Origin of the sequence: Aeromonas allosaccharophila (assembly GCF_016026615.1) — a bacterium.
Lineage (GTDB): Bacteria > Pseudomonadota > Gammaproteobacteria > Enterobacterales > Aeromonadaceae > Aeromonas > Aeromonas allosaccharophila.
In genome coordinates this window covers 1,844,338-1,862,232 of sequence record NZ_CP065745.1, presented here as the reverse complement: position 1 = coordinate 1,862,232, position 17,895 = coordinate 1,844,338, and the positions used below count along the sequence as shown (strand labels likewise).

12 protein-coding genes are annotated in these 17,895 nt (G+C 59.1%); 4 read left to right on the top strand and 8 right to left on the bottom strand.

Features of this window, described 5'->3' with window-relative positions:
* Positions 1 to 318: 318 nt before the first annotated feature.
* From rpiA to I6G90_RS08180, 3 genes are all read right to left on the bottom strand, one after another.
* Positions 319 to 972: a ribose-5-phosphate isomerase RpiA gene (rpiA, locus tag I6G90_RS08190; RefSeq protein WP_182969314.1), complete on the bottom strand. Its 654-nt coding sequence runs from the start codon at positions 970 to 972 to the stop codon at positions 319 to 321.
* 161 nt (positions 973 to 1,133) lie between these two features.
* Positions 1,134 to 1,730: a 5-formyltetrahydrofolate cyclo-ligase gene (locus tag I6G90_RS08185; protein WP_042057745.1), complete on the bottom strand. Its 597-nt coding sequence runs from the start codon at positions 1,728 to 1,730 to the stop codon at positions 1,134 to 1,136.
* A 315-nt stretch (positions 1,731 to 2,045) separates the two neighbouring features.
* Entirely contained in the window at positions 2,046 to 3,380 is a 1,335-nt protein-coding gene (locus I6G90_RS08180) for a Na+/H+ antiporter NhaC family protein (RefSeq protein ID WP_197930687.1), read from the bottom strand.
* Positions 3,381 to 3,711: 331 nt separating this feature from the next.
* Here I6G90_RS08180 and dapB point away from each other — a divergent pair, with 331 nt between their 5' ends.
* Entirely contained in the window at positions 3,712 to 4,524 is an 813-nt protein-coding gene (dapB, locus tag I6G90_RS08175) for a 4-hydroxy-tetrahydrodipicolinate reductase (protein ID WP_197930686.1), read from the top strand.
* 66 nt (positions 4,525 to 4,590) lie between these two features.
* On the opposite strand, the gene I6G90_RS08170 is transcribed toward dapB, so the two are convergent.
* Positions 4,591 to 5,928 carry an IS4-like element ISAeme15 family transposase gene (locus I6G90_RS08170; protein WP_197930685.1) on the bottom strand — a complete coding sequence of 446 codons (1,338 nt, stop codon included), beginning with the start codon at positions 5,926 to 5,928 and terminating at the stop codon, positions 4,591 to 4,593.
* Between the two features lie 706 nt (positions 5,929 to 6,634).
* Here I6G90_RS08170 and carA point away from each other — a divergent pair.
* From carA to I6G90_RS08155, 3 genes are all read left to right on the top strand, one after another.
* Positions 6,635 to 7,771, top strand: coding sequence for a glutamine-hydrolyzing carbamoyl-phosphate synthase small subunit (gene carA, locus I6G90_RS08165; RefSeq protein WP_005337628.1), 1,137 nt, complete (start codon positions 6,635 to 6,637; stop codon positions 7,769 to 7,771).
* A 16-nt stretch (positions 7,772 to 7,787) separates the two neighbouring features.
* Complete coding sequence (gene carB / locus I6G90_RS08160; protein ID WP_197930684.1) at positions 7,788 to 11,012, top strand: carbamoyl-phosphate synthase large subunit; 3,225 nt, start codon at positions 7,788 to 7,790, stop codon at positions 11,010 to 11,012.
* Between the two features lie 300 nt (positions 11,013 to 11,312).
* Complete coding sequence (locus tag I6G90_RS08155; RefSeq protein ID WP_197930674.1) at positions 11,313 to 12,479, top strand: DUF1615 domain-containing protein; 1,167 nt, start codon at positions 11,313 to 11,315, stop codon at positions 12,477 to 12,479.
* A gap of 161 nt (positions 12,480 to 12,640) precedes the next feature.
* On the opposite strand, the gene tyrA is transcribed toward I6G90_RS08155, so the two are convergent.
* The 4 genes from tyrA to secF all read right to left on the bottom strand — a co-directional run bounded on the left by tyrA (position 12,641) and on the right by secF (position 17,768).
* Positions 12,641 to 13,768 carry a bifunctional chorismate mutase/prephenate dehydrogenase gene (gene tyrA, locus I6G90_RS08150; RefSeq protein WP_139408824.1) on the bottom strand — a complete coding sequence of 376 codons (1,128 nt, stop codon included), beginning with the start codon at positions 13,766 to 13,768 and terminating at the stop codon, positions 12,641 to 12,643.
* A gap of 118 nt (positions 13,769 to 13,886) precedes the next feature.
* A complete protein-coding gene (locus I6G90_RS08145) occupies positions 13,887 to 14,960 on the bottom strand; it encodes a 3-deoxy-7-phosphoheptulonate synthase (protein ID WP_197930672.1) in 1,074 nt (357 codons plus the stop codon).
* Positions 14,961 to 15,305: 345 nt separating this feature from the next.
* A complete protein-coding gene (glgC, locus tag I6G90_RS08140) occupies positions 15,306 to 16,622 on the bottom strand; it encodes a glucose-1-phosphate adenylyltransferase (protein ID WP_042655852.1) in 1,317 nt (438 codons plus the stop codon).
* Between the two features lie 228 nt (positions 16,623 to 16,850).
* Positions 16,851 to 17,768: a protein translocase subunit SecF gene (secF, locus tag I6G90_RS08135; RefSeq protein ID WP_197930670.1), complete on the bottom strand. Its 918-nt coding sequence runs from the start codon at positions 17,766 to 17,768 to the stop codon at positions 16,851 to 16,853.
* Positions 17,769 to 17,895: the final 127 nt, after the last annotated feature.

The following is a 17,895-nucleotide window of genomic DNA, read 5'->3' as shown; positions in this document are numbered from 1 at the left end:
CCTCTGTATGTGCAAACGTAAGTGCAGATTTGGTGTGCGAAGAAAACCGTAAAGTAGCAAAAACGTTTGGGAGAGGGAATATTTGTGACGAAAGTCAAATTCTTTGAAGTTATCAACGATTGTTGTAAACATCCGTATGCAACTTGTTGAGGGATAAATAAAAACGGCGCCATCAGGCGCCGTCATTTATTCACAGTGCAATGTTTGGGTGCGTATCCCATCCCGGGCGCCAATCAACGCCGCTGCTGCGCCAGGGTTGGCTGTGTGGCGATGCTGGGCGAGGGATGATGCTGTTGCACTGTACCACCGGTGTCGGGATTACTGGGTAATCACGCCATCCGGCGTACCGATCAGGACCACATCGGCGCCACGGGCGGCGAACAAGCCATTGGTGACGGTGCCTACGATGGCGTTCAGCTGCACTTCCAGCGCCTTGGCATCGGTAATGGCCATGCCTTTCACATCCAGAATATGGTTGCCGTTGTCGGTGACCACCCCTTCACGCCACACCGGGTTGCCACCCAGTTTACGGATTTCGCGGGCCACGTATTCGCGGGCCATCGGGATCACTTCCACCGGCAGCGGGAACTGGCCCAGCACGTCGACGGTCTTGGTGTTGTCGATGATGCAGATGAACTTGTCAGCCACGGCGGCAACAATCTTCTCGCGGGTCAGGGCAGCGCCACCGCCCTTGATCATGTCGCGGGTGCCGTTGATCTCGTCGGCGCCATCCACATAGACGGAGAGGGCGTCGATCTCGTTGAGATCATACACGGTGATGCCGAAGCCCTTGAGGCGCTCGGTGGAGGCCACGGAGCTGGATACCGCCCCCTTGATCTCGTCCTTCATGGTCGCCAGCGCGTCGATAAAGTGGTTGACGGTAGAGCCGGTGCCCACCCCGACGATGGTGCCGGGAACCACATACTTGAGCGCAGCCCAACCGGCCGCCTTCTTCATTTCATCTTGAGTCATGATCGTTCCTTAAGAAAAAAGCGGGCGCATTATATCCAACCCGATGCCCCGTCGCGACCTTGTTGCTCACGTTCCGGGGTAAAAAGCGGTGATTGGTAAATCGTTTGCCTGTTTAATCTGCGTTTGCGCGCACAAAGCCGGGTCAGCTGGCCAAAAACCGCCTATTCAAAGCGCCAGCAGTAGCTCGGGGTGATGATCTGGGGCAGTGGTACATCCCACTCCTCTTGCGGAACCGCATCCACCTGCTGGCAGTCGTGGGCAATACCGAGTGGCTTGGGGCCCAGCTTGTGCTCATGCCAGATGGCGAGAGTGCGATCGTAGTAGCCGCCGCCCATGCCAAGGCGATTGCCCTGGGCATCGAAAGCCACCAGCGGGGTGCAAATCAGGTCGAGAGTGCTGTGGGGCACCACCTGCAGGATATCCAGCTCCGGCTCTTCGATGCCGTAGCGGTTGCGCACCATGGGGCTGGTGGCGGTGTAGCGCAAAAAGAGCAGGTGACCCGGGGTAAAGGGGTGGAGCACCGGCAGGTAGACCTCTTTGTGCTGGGCCCACAGCCAATGGATGGTGGGCAGGGGATTGATCTCCCCATCATTGGCCAGATAGAGGGCAATGCGCTTGGCGGCGAGGATCTCGGGGTGCTGTTTGAACTGGGCCAGCAACTGTTGGGCCGCCGCTTGTTGCTCGGCTGGGCTCAGATTTTTGCGGCGTTGACGAACCAGTTGGCGCAGGGATTGACGTTCGGGTTGGGACTCATGCATGGGGAACCTCTGGTATAGCTGCGCATCGATGGCGTGAACGCGCTCTACCTTAGCACATTCACTCTGGACGTTAAGGGGGCAGGGGAACTCCCACCCCGGACGGCTGATGCCAAGGGGCGGTGAGATAAACGCTGGCGCATCCGATATTGCATCAACAAGGACTAAGGTGTGGCCCCTGTCGATGGCATCTCAGCACGCCAGCGTCGGGTCTGTTACTTGTCAGCCTTGCTGCGCATCTGATGTTTCACGAACACGGCAATCAGTGCCGCCACCGCGAGCGCTAATCCTGTGTAGAAACGCATGGACGTTATCCTGTTATTTGTCAGCCTTGCCACGCATCTGGTGTTTCACGAACACGGCAATCAGTGCCGCCACCGCGAGCGCCATCGGGTAGAAACTCATGCTCACCACCGCCAGCGGCGACATCGCGAAGATGGAGCCCAGCAGCAGTGCCTGTGCGCCCCAGGGGATCAGACCCTGTACCACGCAGGAGAAGATATCGAGCATGGAAGCGGCGCGGCGCGGGGTGACCCCGTGGTGCTCGGCCAGATCACGGGCCACCTTGCTGGCGACGATAATGGCCACCGTGTTGTTGGCGGTGCAGAGGTTGGTGAGGCTCACCACCCCGGCGATGCCCAGCTCGGCCGCTTTCTCGTTCTGTTCGCCGTTGTGCTCGCGGGTGAAACGGGCAATCAGGGCGCTGATGCGCTCGCTGATCCAGGCCAGCCCACCTTGACGCTCCATCAGGGCGCCGAGGCCACCGATCAGCATGGAGAGCAGGAAGATCTCCTGCATGCCGGTAAAGCCCTGATAGATATCCTTGCTGAACTGACCGATGGCGTAGCCGTTGACCATGCCCACAGCACCAGCGGCCAGAATGCCGATCCCCAGTACCACGAACACATTCACTCCGGCGAGCGCCAGCCCCAGAATGAGCAGATAAGGCATCACCTTGACCAGCTCGATGGCGTTGCCGTTGGCAGGGGCTTCACCCACTGACCCGAGCGTCAGATAGAGCAGGATCACCGCGATGGCGGCAGGAGCGGCAATCTTGAAGTTCTCGCGAAACTTGTCCTTCATCTCGCAACCCTGACTGCGGGTGGCCGCGATGGTGGTGTCGGAGATGATGGAGAGGTTATCGCCAAACATGGCGCCGGAGAGAATGGTGCCCGCCATCAGCACAGGATCGATACCGGCCGCCTGCGCTACGCCGAGCGCCACCGGCGCCACGGCACCGATAGTGCCCATGGAGGTACCCATGGCGGTAGCAATAAAGGCAGAGATCAGGAACAACCCGGGCAGCAGCGCCCAGCCGGGGATGAGCGACAGACCGAGCGCCACGGTGGCATCAACGCCCCCGGTGGCCTTGGCCACGCTGGCAAAGGCACCCGCCAGCAGATAGATAAGGCACATCGCCATGATGTTGCTGTGGCCAACCCCCTTGAAGAAGGTCTCCAGATTGCTGTTGAAGCCCTCCTTGCCAAGCAGCAGAGCGAGCATCACGGCAGGCAGGGCCGCCACGGGAGCGGGCAGCTGATAGAAGGCGAACTCGACCCCTTGCAGGGTCAGCCAGGTGCCGGTACCGATAAAGAGTGCGAGAAAAACCAGGAGTGGCAGCAAGGCCCTGGCACTGGGTTGAGTCTGGATCATGTGTTCCTCTGAAATTGAACAATGACCTCCTGTCATAAACTGCTTTGTGCCTGTATCGGATAGGGATAGGGGGAAAACAGGGCGGGCATCCTGCCGCATTGGGGGGCCCACAGTAGTGAGTCAACCCCGCAAGGTCAAGATAGACGTCCAGACGGATAGGTGTTTTTGTTTGGTGATTTTGTCTGTGTGATTAAATCCGTCAAATATTCTGATTTATCCAATATTTCCGTTTATATGTCGAGGTGGTGTGGTGGCGCAGAGTGAGCTTTTCAAAGCGGGCGCGGGCTGGTAAAACGGTCTCTTTCCATAATAAAGAGATGAGAGGGTGGAGATGGACAATCCGATCCGTGTGGCCGTGATGGGCTGTAATGGTCGTATGGGCAAGGTGCTGCTGGAGGCCATTACTCATGCCGATGGCGTGGTGGTCGGGGCAGCGCTGGAGCGGCCGGGCTCTGCGGTGATCGGTCTCGATGCCGGTGATCTCAACGGGCTGGGCCATCTGGGGGTGGCGATCAGCGACAGTCTGGACAAGGTGCGCGATGAGTTTGATCTTATCATCGACTTCACCCGCCCCGAGGTGACGCTGGGCAATCTGACCTTTGCGCTGGCTCACCACAAGCAGATGGTGATCGGCACCACCGGCTTTGACGAGGCAGGCAAGGCCGCCCTGAAAGAGGCAGGCAAGCAGATCGGTATCGTGTTCGCCTCCAACTACTCGGTCGGGGTCAACCTGGTGTTCAAGCTGCTGGAGCAGGCCACCAAGGTGATGGGCGACTACACCGACATCGAGATCATCGAAGGCCATCATCGCCATAAGGTGGATGCGCCCTCCGGCACCGCGCTCTCCATGGGGGAGGTTGTCGCCAAAACGCTGGGTCGCGATCTCAAGGAGTGTGCCGTCTATGGCCGCGAGGGGATCACCGGTGAGCGGGATCGCAACACCATCGGCTTTGCCACCATCCGCGCCGGCGATCTGGTGGGGGAGCACACCGTCATGTTTGCCGATATCGGCGAGCGGGTGGAGATTAGCCACAAGGCCTCCAGCCGTCTGACCTTCGCCAACGGTGCGGTGCGGGCGGGCAAGTGGCTTGGCCAGCAGGGTGCCGGTCTTTATGACATGCAGGACGTGCTCAATCTCAAGTGATGCCTCTGTGCGGCACGCTTGTGCGACTTGTATCCAGTGAAGAACCCCGGCTTGCCGCAATGCTGTTCACTTAAGCGGAGCCGCATTGCGATTTACCGGAAAACGGGTCTTTGATATCTTCACCGCCCTGGGTCTCGATGGCCTGGGGCGTTTTTCTATGAACATGACGCCTATGCAGCCCCGCAACTCCGCCAACCTCCGTGGGGTATGTGCTGGCGATAACGCGCCCGCCATCACCGCCATCTGGTTCGCGATGAACTGACAGGCAAACTTGAAGCTCACCTCATTGGGCGCTCGCTGATGAGCTACGGCGGCCTGGCTCGCCTCCCGCCTGACCAGATTGTATCCAAGCAGCAATCCCCACAGCTCCTGATAAACCAAGTCCACTTTCTTGCTTCTCAGCGTGATGGCGTTGTGCTGCATCGCGCTTTTGATATCCCGGTATCCCAGCTCGATTTCCCAGCGCTCGTGGTACAGGGTCGCCACCTGAGCTGCGCTGAACCTCACCACGGGCAGGGAGGTAAAGACCGTTTTCTCCTTGCCTGCCACCTCATAGGTCACTGCGCGAACTTGCCAGTGCGTCGGTAACTCGGGGTTTTTCTTGCGAGCCTGAGGCGAGACCGTCATTTGCAACAGACGGTCACCGTCGCCATAGCGCTCAAGTTCCGTATATACCAGCCCCTTGCGTTCCGGGATGAGCCAGTGACGGTCGGTGTCTTCGGCCTGAATACGCAGCAACAGGTCGGCACCGAAGAAACCTTTATCCAGCAGGGTCACCGAATTGTCCGGCAATGAGTGAATGAACTCGCTGGCCAGGGGAATTTCCCCTTTGCGGTACGGGCTGATGGCCGCGTTGGCAATGACATGCGAGCGGACATTCATCAGCGTGACCAGCCGCAGCATCGGGTAGGGTGTCTGCCGGTTGGTTGAGGTGTTACCCGAGCCGAAATGCGCCCTGAGTTCAGGCATATCCTGGGTACGGAACAGGGCTCCATCGATGGCAAAGACCTGTAAACCGTGCCACTGGTCTTCAGGATAACGTTCCCGTCCCCACACATCGGCACACTGCTTGAACAGCCACTCGAGCGGCTGTTTGCCGAGTCGCTGACGGGCTTGAGACAGGGCACTGTCCGCGAGCAAGGCGTCATTGGCCAACCCTTCTGCACAGATATTGAGGCGCCGAGCGACCTCGGAGATGGGCTCATTACGGAAAAAGGCCATCCCCACGACGAGCCACAAGACCATATCAGAAGGTAAGCGGCGGCGGCGAATAGTGGCCTTTTCAGACAAGGTGGCAGCGGCAGTAATCCATTCGTCGGGAATATGGTCGGCAAAAATGGCCAGCCGAGCCAGCATGTCGCCAGATGTCTCAATAACATCGTTCAGGTCGTTTGCAATAGACATAAAAAAATCCGGAACCAGTGACTGGTTCCGGATTGTCCTACAGCAGAAGGATCGGTCAATGGATCCTTAACTGATCAGCATTGCCGGCTTGCCGGGGTTTTTGCTGCCTGCTATCCGGAGTATGTGAAAAATAAGGCTCTTCCGCTGTTTTATCTATGAATGCCTCATAAATCGCATTATTGCTTTATCCTCCAGATTTTTCCTTTCTGAATGTCATCGCCAGGTAACGGATTTGAGCATCTTTATGGCTGATACAGCCATTTCTTTACACACCACAAAAAAGACTAAAAATTCAAACGCAGAAAAACGTTTTCTATTTTTCTCGTTCAATCTTGTCACCTAAAAGAAGTCAGATTAATCATTAATCATTTTAATTTTGAAAAAAAATGCATTGTTTTTATTGGGTTTTTTGTTGGTTTTTGTCGCTATTGCGGGCTTGGGTGCGTCTTTTGGTAGTGGTTTTTCCTTTTCTTTCGTGAGAGGGGGTTGCAAAGCGATATAGTGCATAGATAATGGGTAATGTTGCTTGTTTATTGAATTTAGATGCATTTCATCTGAGAAAAGACGTTGAAATGCCACTTTTTTTAAGTAGAATGCGCCCAATTTGCCAGAAATCTGCCGGGTTCGAGTCCTGTCCAAGACCGGAACCGAGCCCGCAACACCCAGGTAAATTGCTGAATTTAAAGCTAAATAACTGGAGGTTGTCTTGAATCACACTGCATTGCTAGTGCTGGAAGATGGAACTGTGTTCAAAGGCGTGTCGATAGGCGCCGAGGGATGTTCCGTTGGTGAAGTGGTTTTCAATACGTCGATGACGGGCTATCAGGAAATCCTCACCGATCCCTCTTATTCCCGTCAGATAGTCACCCTCACTTACCCCCATATAGGCAACACCGGCACCAACAGCGAAGATGAAGAGTCCAGTCAAATCCACGCTCAGGGATTGATCATCCGGGACCTTCCGATACTTGCCTCCAATTTCCGCAATCAGCAATCCCTCTCCGAATACCTCAAGTCTCACAACATCGTTGGCATCGCCGACATCGACACCCGCAAACTGACCCGCATCCTGCGCGAGAAAGGCGCTCAGGCTGGCTGCATTCTGGCTGGGAAGCAGGTCGATGAAGCTTATGCTCTCGAACAGGCTCGCGCCTTCCCCGGTCTGAAGGGGATGGACTTGGCCAAAGAGGTGACGGTTGGTGAGGCGTACAACTGGACAGAAGGCAGCTGGCAGCTTGGCAAGGGGCACGTCACCCCGGATGCCGACCAGCTGAAATACCACGTGGTGGCCTATGACTTTGGCGTCAAGCGCAACATCCTGCGGATGCTGGTTGACCGTGGCTGCCGCCTGACCGTGGTGCCCGCCAAGACCCCGGCCGCCGAGGTACTGGCGATGAACCCGGATGGCATCTTCCTCTCCAACGGCCCCGGCGACCCCGAGCCCTGCGACTACGCCATCGAGGCCATCAAGGCCTTCCTCAATACCAACACCCCTGTGTTCGGTATCTGCCTGGGTCACCAGCTGCTGGGTCTGGCCTCCGGTGCCAAGACCGTCAAGATGAAGTTTGGCCACCACGGTGCCAACCACCCGGTGAAGAGTCTCGATGACAACACCGTGATGATCACCGCCCAGAACCACGGTTTTGCGGTAGATGAGAACAGTCTGCCGGATTGCCTGCGCGCCACCCACGTCTCCCTGTTCGACGGGTCGCTGCAAGGCATCCATCGCACCGACCGTCCGGCCTTCAGCTTCCAGGGTCACCCCGAAGCGAGCCCGGGCCCGCACGACTGTGCCGGTCTCTTTGACCACTTTATTGAATTGATCAAGCAGTATCGCGCTTAAGAGGAAAAGAGAAGCCATGCCAAAACGTAACGACCTTCAGAGCATCCTGATCCTCGGCGCCGGCCCCATCGTCATCGGCCAGGCCTGCGAATTTGACTACTCCGGCGCCCAGGCGTGCAAAGCCCTGCGCGAGGAGGGCTACCGCGTCATTCTGGTCAACTCCAACCCGGCCACCATCATGACCGACCCGGAGATGGCGGACGCCACCTACATCGAACCCATCACCTGGGAAGTAGTGCGCGAAATCATCAAGAAAGAGCGCCCGGACGCCATCCTGCCCACCATGGGTGGCCAGACTGCGCTCAACTGCGCACTGGCGCTGGAGAAGCACGGCGTGCTGGCCGAGTTCGGGGTCGAGATGATCGGTGCCACCGCCGATGCCATCGACAAGGCCGAAGATCGCCGTCGCTTTGACATCGCCATGAAGAGCATTGGCCTGGAGTGCCCGCGCGCCGGTATCGCCCACAACATGGAAGAGGCGTGGGGCGTGCAGCAGATGGTCGGCTTCCCCTGCATCATCCGTCCCTCTTTTACCATGGGTGGCTCAGGTGGCGGCATCGCCTACAACACCGAAGAGTTCGTCGAGATCTGCGAGCGCGGTCTGGATTTGTCGCCGACCAAAGAGCTGCTCATCGACGAGTCGCTGATTGGCTGGAAAGAGTACGAGATGGAGGTGGTGCGGGATCGCAACGACAACTGCATCATCGTCTGCGCCATCGAAAACTTCGACCCCATGGGTATCCACACCGGTGACTCCATCACGGTCGCGCCAGCCCAGACGCTGACCGACAAGGAGTACCAGCTGATGCGTAACGCCTCCATGGCGGTGCTGCGCGAGATCGGCGTCGAGACCGGCGGCTCCAACGTCCAGTTCGGTATCAACCCGAAAGATGGCCGGATGGTCATCATCGAGATGAACCCGCGGGTGTCGCGCTCCTCCGCGCTGGCCTCCAAGGCGACCGGCTTCCCCATCGCCAAGATTGCGGCCAAGCTCGCCATCGGTTACACCCTCGACGAGCTGATGAACGACATCACCGGCGGCCGCACTCCGGCCTCCTTCGAACCAGCCATCGACTATGTGGTCACCAAGGTGCCGCGCTTCAACTTCGAGAAGTTCGCCGGTGCCAACGACCGTCTGACTACCCAGATGAAATCGGTTGGTGAAGTGATGGCCATCGGCCGTAACTTCCAGGAGTCCCTGCACAAGGCGCTGCGCAGCCTCGAGACCGGCAAAACCGGCTTCGACCCCATGGTTGACCTCAATGCCCCGGACTCCCTGACCCGCATTCGCCACGAGCTGCAGGATGCTGGCTGCGACCGTATCTGGTACATCGCCGATGCGTTCCGCGCCGGTCTCTCCATGGATGGCATCTTCAAGCTGACCAAGATTGACCCCTGGTTCCTGGTGCAAATTGAAGATCTGGTGAAGCTGGAAGAAGAGGTGAAAGAGCGCGGCATGGCCGGTCTCGATGCCGACTTTCTGCGCGCCCTCAAGCGCAAAGGCTTTGCCGATGCCCGTCTGGCCAAGATCCTCGGCGTGGCCGAAGGGGAAGTGCGCAAACTGCGTGCCCGCCACAACATCTTCCCGGTCTACAAGCGGGTCGATACCTGCGCCGCCGAGTTCGCCACCAACACCGCCTACATGTACTCCAGCTATGACGAGGAGTGCGAAGCGAACCCGAGCACCCGCGACAAGATCATGATCATCGGCGGCGGTCCGAACCGTATCGGTCAGGGTATCGAGTTCGACTACTGCTGCGTGCACGCGGCGCTGGCCCTGCGCGAAGACGGTTACGAGACCATCATGGTCAACTGCAACCCGGAGACCGTCTCCACCGATTACGACACCTCGGATCGTCTCTACTTCGAGCCGGTGACCCTGGAGGATGTGCTGGAAATCGTGCGCATCGAAAAACCCAAGGGCGTCATCGTCCAGTACGGCGGCCAGACCCCGCTGAAACTGGCCCGCGCCCTGGAAGCCAACGGCGTGCCGATTATCGGTACCAGCCCGGATGCCATCGACCGCGCCGAAGACCGCGAGCGCTTCCAGTCTGCCGTCGAGCGCCTTGGCCTCAAGCAGCCGGAAAACGGCACCGTCACCGCGCTGGAGCAGGCGGTTGTGGTAGCCGAGCGCATCACCTACCCGCTGGTGGTTCGCCCCTCTTACGTTCTGGGTGGCCGTGCCATGGAGATCGTCTACGACGAGACCGACCTGCGTCGCTACTTCGCCGAGGCGGTGAGCGTCTCCAACGAATCGCCGGTGCTGCTGGATCGCTTCCTGGACGATGCCACCGAGCTGGATGTGGATGCCATCTGCGACGGCACCGATGTGGTCATCGGTGGCATTATGGAGCACATCGAGCAGGCCGGTATCCACTCCGGTGACTCCGGCTGCTCCCTGCCGCCGTACACCTTGTCCAAGAAGATTCAGGACGAGATCCGCGAGCAGGTGCGCAAGCTGGCGCTGGAGCTCGGTGTGGTCGGCCTGATGAACGTGCAGTTTGCGGTCAAGGGCAACGACATCTACCTCATCGAGGTGAACCCGCGTGCCGCCCGTACCGTGCCGTTCGTCTCCAAGGCGACCGGTGCGCCGCTGGCCAAGATTGCCGCCCGCGTGATGGCCGGTCAGAGCCTGAAAGAGCAGGGCTTTACCAAAGAGATCATCCCGCCCTACTACTCGGTGAAAGAGGTGGTGCTGCCGTTCGCCAAGTTCCCGGGGGTTGACCCGCTGCTGGGGCCGGAGATGCGCTCTACCGGTGAGGTGATGGGGGTGGGCAGCAGCTTTGCCGAGGCCTATGCCAAGGCGCAGCTGGGAGCCAACCACGCCGTACCGAAAGAGGGGCGTGCCCTGCTGTCGGTACGTCACAGCGACAAGGCGCAGGTGGTCGACTTGGCCGCCAAGCTGCTGGAGCTGGGCTACGAGCTGGATGCCACTCACGGCACCGCCGTCGCACTGGGCGAGGCGAGCATCAACCCGCGTCTGGTCAACAAGGTGCACGAGGGGCGTCCGCACATTCTCGACCGCATCAAGAATGGTGAGTACACCTACATCGTCAACACCGCCGAAGGGCGGGTAGCGATCCAGGACTCCAAGCAGCTGCGCCGCGCCGCCTTGCAGAACAAGGTGGCGTATACCACCACCATGAATGAGGCGTTTGCCACCTGCATGGCCATCAGCGTGGATGCTACCGCCAACGTCAACTCGGTGCAGGAGCTGCACCAGAAGGTGAAAAACCGCTAAGCGGTTTGCCGCGGGCATCCGCCCGACTCGCCAGACGACCAACCCCCGCCAGCGATGGCGGGGGTTTCTTTTTATCTGTTGCTAACCGTTCAGTTCGGGCCGGGTGAGTCATTGATGACGGTGATGAGTGCTGCATCGCAGACAGCGGATTGCGCGTGAGGTGGCAAAAGCAGACAAGGGGAGGGGATGTCGCGAGCGCGGGTTTCAACTGCAGCAGGCAATCCTCTACAATGGCGCCACTTTGCTTGTCAGTGCAGTGCCGAGGCACTGCCTGTAGGGCCTACAAAAATGGACATGCTTATGACCGCTTTGCCTTCCTGTCGTCTTCTCGCCTTCTGCTCTGCCTTGCTGCTGGCCGGTTGTGCCAGCGATCCTGCTTCAACCCCTACGCCGAGCGACGCAACGGGCACCACAACTCCAGCCCAAAAAGCGACACCACCCGCCATGCAGCCGCGCAAACCGGCGGATATGAAGAGCCGCATCGTGCGCTTCTTGCCCCGTCAGGTGCCTGACAAACAGGGGTGGGCCAACGACGTGGTGACGGCGCTCACTACGCAAGGGGTGACGGTCAATGACCACAACGTCTGTACCGTGCTGGCGGTGGCGGAGCAGGAGGCGACCTATCAGGCCGACCCCGTGGTGCCGGGCCTTGGCAAGATCGCCTGGAAGGAGATCAACTTACGGGCGGCCAAGCTGCTGATCCCCGAGTTTATGGTGCGGGCCGCACTCTCTATCAACTCGCCGACCGGCAAGAGCTACGCCGAGCGCATCGACAAGTTGCGTACCGAGCGGGAGATGAGCGAAATTTTCGAAGACATGATCAGCATGCTGCCGATGGGCAAGACGCTGTTTGGCAACCTCAACCCGGTGCATACCGGCGGACCGATGCAGGTGAGTATCGCCTTTGCCGAGGCCAACACCCGTGGTTACCCCTATCCCGTCAAGGACTCCATTCGCCACGAGGTCTTTACCCGCCGTGGTGGCATCTGGTTTGGCACCAAACATATCTTTGGCTATGAGGCGGAGTACCCCGATACCCTCTATCGCTTCGCCGACTTCAACGCCGGTTGGTACGCCAGCCGCAACGCCGCCTTTCAGGCCGCCGTCAGCCGTTTGAGTGGCAAAACCCTGGCGCTGGACGGGGATTTGATCCGCTATGACTCGGATCTGCCGGGCAACACCGAACTGGCCGTCTACACCCTCGCCAACCGGGTCCATATGAGCAAACAGGCGATCCACCAGAGCCTCAAACTTGGCGATACCGCCGAATTTGCCGAGACCGATCTTTACCATCGCATCTTTACCCTGGCCGACAAGCAAGCGGGCAAGCGGCAGCCCCGCGCCATCCTGCCCGGCATTCAGCTAAAGAGCCCGAAAATCACCCGCAATCTCACCACCGCCTGGTTTGCCAAACGGGTGGATGACAGGGAACAACGCTGCGTGCGGCAGATGGCGACGATTAGGTAGGACTGGGTTTACTTCGAGACAAGTTGCAAAGCGGGTTGCCATTGTTAATGGCAACCCGCAGGCGCTTAATCGCCCCTCCAATGGAAGTCTTTGGCCCGCATCCAGTCATGAATGGTGGCGGCTCCTTCCGAGTGGCATGAGTGGTTACTGCTTTTGCAGGATCAGCCGTGTTGGCGGCGGTCGTTGGCCTGGGCCAGTAGCATGCGGCTTTCCCGCAGGAACTGGTCGGCGTGTTCGCCGAAGAAACCGGAGACCTGCGAGAAGGCGTCGATAAATCCGGCTCTGTCCCCCCGCTCCAGCAGCCCCAGCGCTTCGCCAAAGTTCTGGTAGTAACGGCGGATCATCGCCAGGTTTTGCGGTGACGACAAAATGATGTCGGCATAGAGGTGGGGGTCCTGGGCAAATAGCCGTCCGACCATGGCGAGCTCCAACCGGTAGATGGGGGAGCTCAAACTCAGCAGGCGATCCAGATTGGCCTGCTCCCGGGATAGGTGCCAGCCATAGGCAAAGGTGGCGAAGTGGCGCAGCGCCTGAATGAGGGTCATCGCCTCATCGTGGGCCTTGGCTTCCACCTGTTGCAAGCGGGCGCCCCAGATGGTCATCTGATCCAGCAGCCACTGGCTGGCGGCGGGGTCACGACCCTGGCAGCAGACGATCACCTGCTTGGCGAGGCTCGCCACATCCGGTCCGAACATGGGGTGCAGCCCCAGCACCGGCCCTTTGTGTACTGCCAGCATATGTTCGAGCGGCGCCGCCTTCACGCTGGTGACATCCACCAGCAGGCAGTGGGCGGGCAAGTTGCCGAGCCGGTCGATGATTTGGCAGGTGATGTCGATGGGCACCGCCACCATCACCAGACCGGCGTCGGCGAGGATCTCGTCGGCGCGCGGCCAGTCGGCTTGCTCCAGCGTCTCGACCCGATAGCCTGAGAGGCCGAACATATGACCGAACAGCCGGCCAAGCTGGCCCTGACCGCCGATGATGACCACCTTGCCAAGATCCGGCTTTATGCACTTGAAGCCGGTGTCTTTCTCGCTGGCATAAGATTCGCGCATCACCCGGCGCAGTACATCCTCGATGAGATCGCCGGGCACCCCCAGCAGCTCTGCCTCGGCGCGGCGGCGGGCCAGCATGCTCGCCTCCCTGTCCGGTGCATAGATGGGCAGGCCGTGGCGGCTCTTCACTTCACCCACTTCCCCCACCAGAGCCAGACGAGCGGCCAGCAGATCGATCAGCTGCTTGTCCACCGCATCTATCTTGTCCCTGAGTACATTCAACTCTTCAGCCATATCCAGTCCCTGCTGGCGCCGCAAGCGGCGGCGCCCTGAAATTCAAGAGGCAACAAGGTATCACTGCGTGGGCAGTGATACCTCTATGGTTCAATCAGTTACGACAAGATACCACGGCTTACCGTGCAGTTCTGCCCTTGAGCGGCGCAGCCAGCTCGCGATGGCATCGCGCCAGCAGAGTGGCTGTGCTATCCCAGTCGATGCAGGCATCGGTGATGGAGACACCGTAGCGCATCTCGCACTTGGGCTGCTCGCTGGACTGGTTCCCCTCGAACAGGTTGGATTCGAGCATTACCCCTATGATGGAGCGGTTGCCTTCCTGGATCTGGTGGATGACGTTGTCGGCCACCTTGGGTTGCAGGCGGTGATCCTTGCTGGAGTTGCCGTGGCTGCAATCCACCACCAGACCGGGCAGCAGGCCCGCTTTCTCCAGCGCCTCTTCCGCCAGCGACACGTTAACCGAGTCGTAGTTGGGATGTTTGCCGCCGCGCAGGATCACGTGGCCATCCGGGTTGCCCTGGGTCTGCAGCAAGGCAACCTGACCCTGCTGGTTGATCCCCATAAAGGCGTGAGGGGAGGAGGCCGCCTGCAGCGCATTGATGGCGGTACCCAGGTTGCCGTCGGTGCCGTTCTTGAAGCCCACTGGCATGGAGAGGCCGGACGCCATCTCCCTGTGGGTCTGGGATTCGGTAGTACGGGCGCCGATGGCCGACCAGGAGAAGAGCTCCGCCAGGTATTGCGGGCTGATGGGATCGAGCGCCTCGGTCGCCAGTGGCAGCTCCAGCTCCGCCAGCCAGCAGAGCAGCTCGCGGGCACGGTGCAGTCCCAGCTCCACATCGAAGGTGCCATCCAGATTCGGGTCGTTGATAAAGCCCTTCCAGCCGACCGTGGTGCGTGGCTTCTCAAAGTAGACCCGCATGACAATGTAGAGAGAATCCTGATAGGCATCATGCAGTGCTTTGAGTCGGGTTGCGTACTCTTTAGCGGCGTCCATGTCGTGGATGGAACAGGGACCACAGATCACCAGCAGCCGGTGATCGCGACGGTGAATGATGTCGGCGATGGTTGTGCGGGCCCCTTGCACGAATGCCAGCGCCTTGTCGGAGATGGGTAACTTCTCCTTGAGCTGGGCAGGGGTGATCATCACTTGTTCGGACTGGATATGGATGTTGTTCAGGGGATCTCGTTGCATAGCCTGTTTGCCTCGCCAGAGTCAGCACACTGGTTTTGACACCACCGGCTGTAATTTTATGTTTACGAAAGTACCGCTTTCGTTACGAATGGCCACCACAATACCAAGTAAATGCCAACTTTCAAGTGTGGATATGGAATTTAATATCACTTTGGCAATATAAAAGTACTGCTCATCGCCAAAGGTTTGGATTAACTGCCAGATTTATCCATGAAAAGTCAATTTTGTAATTTTATCTTTACGGTCTGGCAAGGGGAGGTCGAATGGCGGGGGCAAGTGGCCGTAAAAAACGGGAGCCTGCAAGGGCTCCCGTTGTTTGTCGCGATAGCAGTGCGGGGCGGAGAGTTATGCCGGCACGGCCTGCTCTACAGCCTGCTTGCGCGCCGTTTTTGCCAGTGCATCCAGCATCGGCTTGGTGACCAGTACGATCCCCTGTTCGGAACGATGGAAGCGGCGGGCATCTTCATCGGCGTTCTCACCGATCACCATCCCTTCCGGCAGCTTGCACCCCTTGTCGATCACTACCCGACGCAGCCGGCAACCTGCGCCGATCTCCACACCCGGGAAGATCACTGCCTGATCCAGGGTGCAGAATGAATCGACCCGTACATTGGTGAAGAGCACCGAACTCAGGATGAAGGAGCCGCTGACGATGGTGCCGCCGGAGAACATCGAGTTGATGGTCATGCCGTGCTGGCCGTTTCTGTCCTGCACGAACTTGGCGGAGGGGGTCATGTTCTGGCTGGTCCAGATGGGCCACTCCTGATCGTAGATATCGAGCTCCGGGGTCACCGAGGCAAGATCCATATTGGCTTCCCAGAAGGAGTCTACGGTGCCTACATCGCGCCAATAGGGGGCTCTGTCAGGGGCACAACCGACGCAGGACATGCTGAACGGGTGAGCGTAAGCGGTGCCCTCTTTCACTACGCGGGGGATCACATCCATGCCGAAATCGTGGTGGGACTGCGCGTTGGCGATATCTTCATCCAGCAGCTGATAGAGATACTCGGCATCGAAGATATAGACCCCCATGGAGGCCAGGGCGTGCTCTGGTTTGCCCGGCATGGCGGGCGGGTTGGCCGGTTTTTCGACAAACGCATTGATCTTGCGATCATCATCCACCGCCATCACCCCGAAGGCGCTTGCTTCGCTGCGCGGTACTTCGATACAGGCAACGGTGACCTTGGCGCCCATATTGACGTGATCCAGCAGCATGGCGGCGTAATCCATCTTGTAGATGTGATCGCCCGCCAGCACCACCACATATTTGGGGGCGTGATCGCGGATGATGTCCAGGTTCTGATAGACCGCATCAGCGGTGCCACGATACCAGTTCACCTCGTCCACCCGCTGCTGGGCAGGGAGCAGATCGATAAACTCGTTCATCTGATAGCGCAAGAAGGACCAGCCGGATTGCAGGTGGCGCAACAGGCTGTGGGACTTGTATTGGGTGACGACACCGACCCGACGGATGCCGGAGTTGATGCAGTTGGAGAGCACGAAATCGATGATGCGGAATTTGCCGCCAAAATGCACCGCAGGCTTGGCCCGGTTGTCGGTTAACTGTTTGAGGCGACTCCCCCGCCCTCCTGCGAGCACCAAGGCCATGGTCTCGTTCAGCAACTGTCTGGATTTCGCTGTATTGGCAGGTTGTAACAACATCTCATATCCCTTTGTAGATAAATCACTACAATGGTGCCGCTTTTGAGCCCTCAAGAAAGTGCTTTCAGTCACATTTTGGCGGTTGATTTCGTAACAAAATGACTCTTATGTCATTAAAAACGACGCTCCGATCAGAAAGTGTTGCGAATCTGTTCAGTTGTCAATTGAGACGAGACTGGGGGCGGTGGCCCCTGCCGCGCGTTGGCAGGGGCCTGGTCAGCGCAAGGGTCAGGCCGCGTTGGCCAGTGGATCCTCGCTCTTCTTCTGGTAGGCCTGCGGGGTGAGGCCCAGCAGCTCCTGCACGGTCGAGGCGACGGTGATGGAGGAGACGGTGCCCACCAGGATCCCGGCAAACAGGGTGAAGGAGAAGCCGTAGAGGGCGTCACCGCCAAACAGCAGCAGGGCGCCTACGGTAAACAGGGTGGTGCCCGAGGTGATCATGGTGCGACTGAAGGTCGCCTTGATGGCCACATCGGAGCACTCGTGGATCCCCATCTGGGTGCGCGAGCTTAGCAGATCCCGCAGCCTGTCCGAGATGACGATGCTGTCGTTGAGGGAGTAACCGATCACCGCCATCAAGCCGGCGATGATGTTGAGGTCAAACTCGATCTGGCACAGGGAGAGCAGACCCAGCGCGACTATGGCGTCATGCACCACCGAGAGCAGGATGCCGATGGCCTGACGCCACTCGAAGCGAAATGCCAGATAGGCCGACATCGCCAGCGAAGCCACCAGCACTGCCAGCATCCCCTGCTGGAACAGCTCCGCGCCCACCTGAGGGCCGACGATGGTGGTGCGCAGCAGCTCGACCGGCATCCCCAACTGCTGGGTCAGCATGGTGGCGAGATCCGCCGCGGGCCAGGGCAGTTCGTGCGGTGGCAGCTTGATCAGCCACTCGCCGGGAATACCGGCCGAGCTCAGCTCAACGGCCCCCGCCAGCGGGGAGACCAGCATGGCATTGAGCTCATGGGCCTCTTTCAGGGTCTGGATATGAAACTCCAGCAGGATCCCGCCGGTAAAATCGAGCCCCAGTGTCAGGCCGTTCACCAGCAAGATGGCGACGCTGGCCACGGTCAGCAGGATGGAGGCCCACAGGCCGATATAGCGCCAACGGGTCAGCCCCATGGCAACGATCATTCTCAACATAATTCTCTCCTTGGCCAGCCAGCATCAGGCTGTTGGCCCATCACGACTTGTCGCGACACGCCGGGGAAAAGGGTTCTGCTTTGGTCGCCCCGGCCATCTCCATGGTCGATGGCGCCGCCAAAGCCGC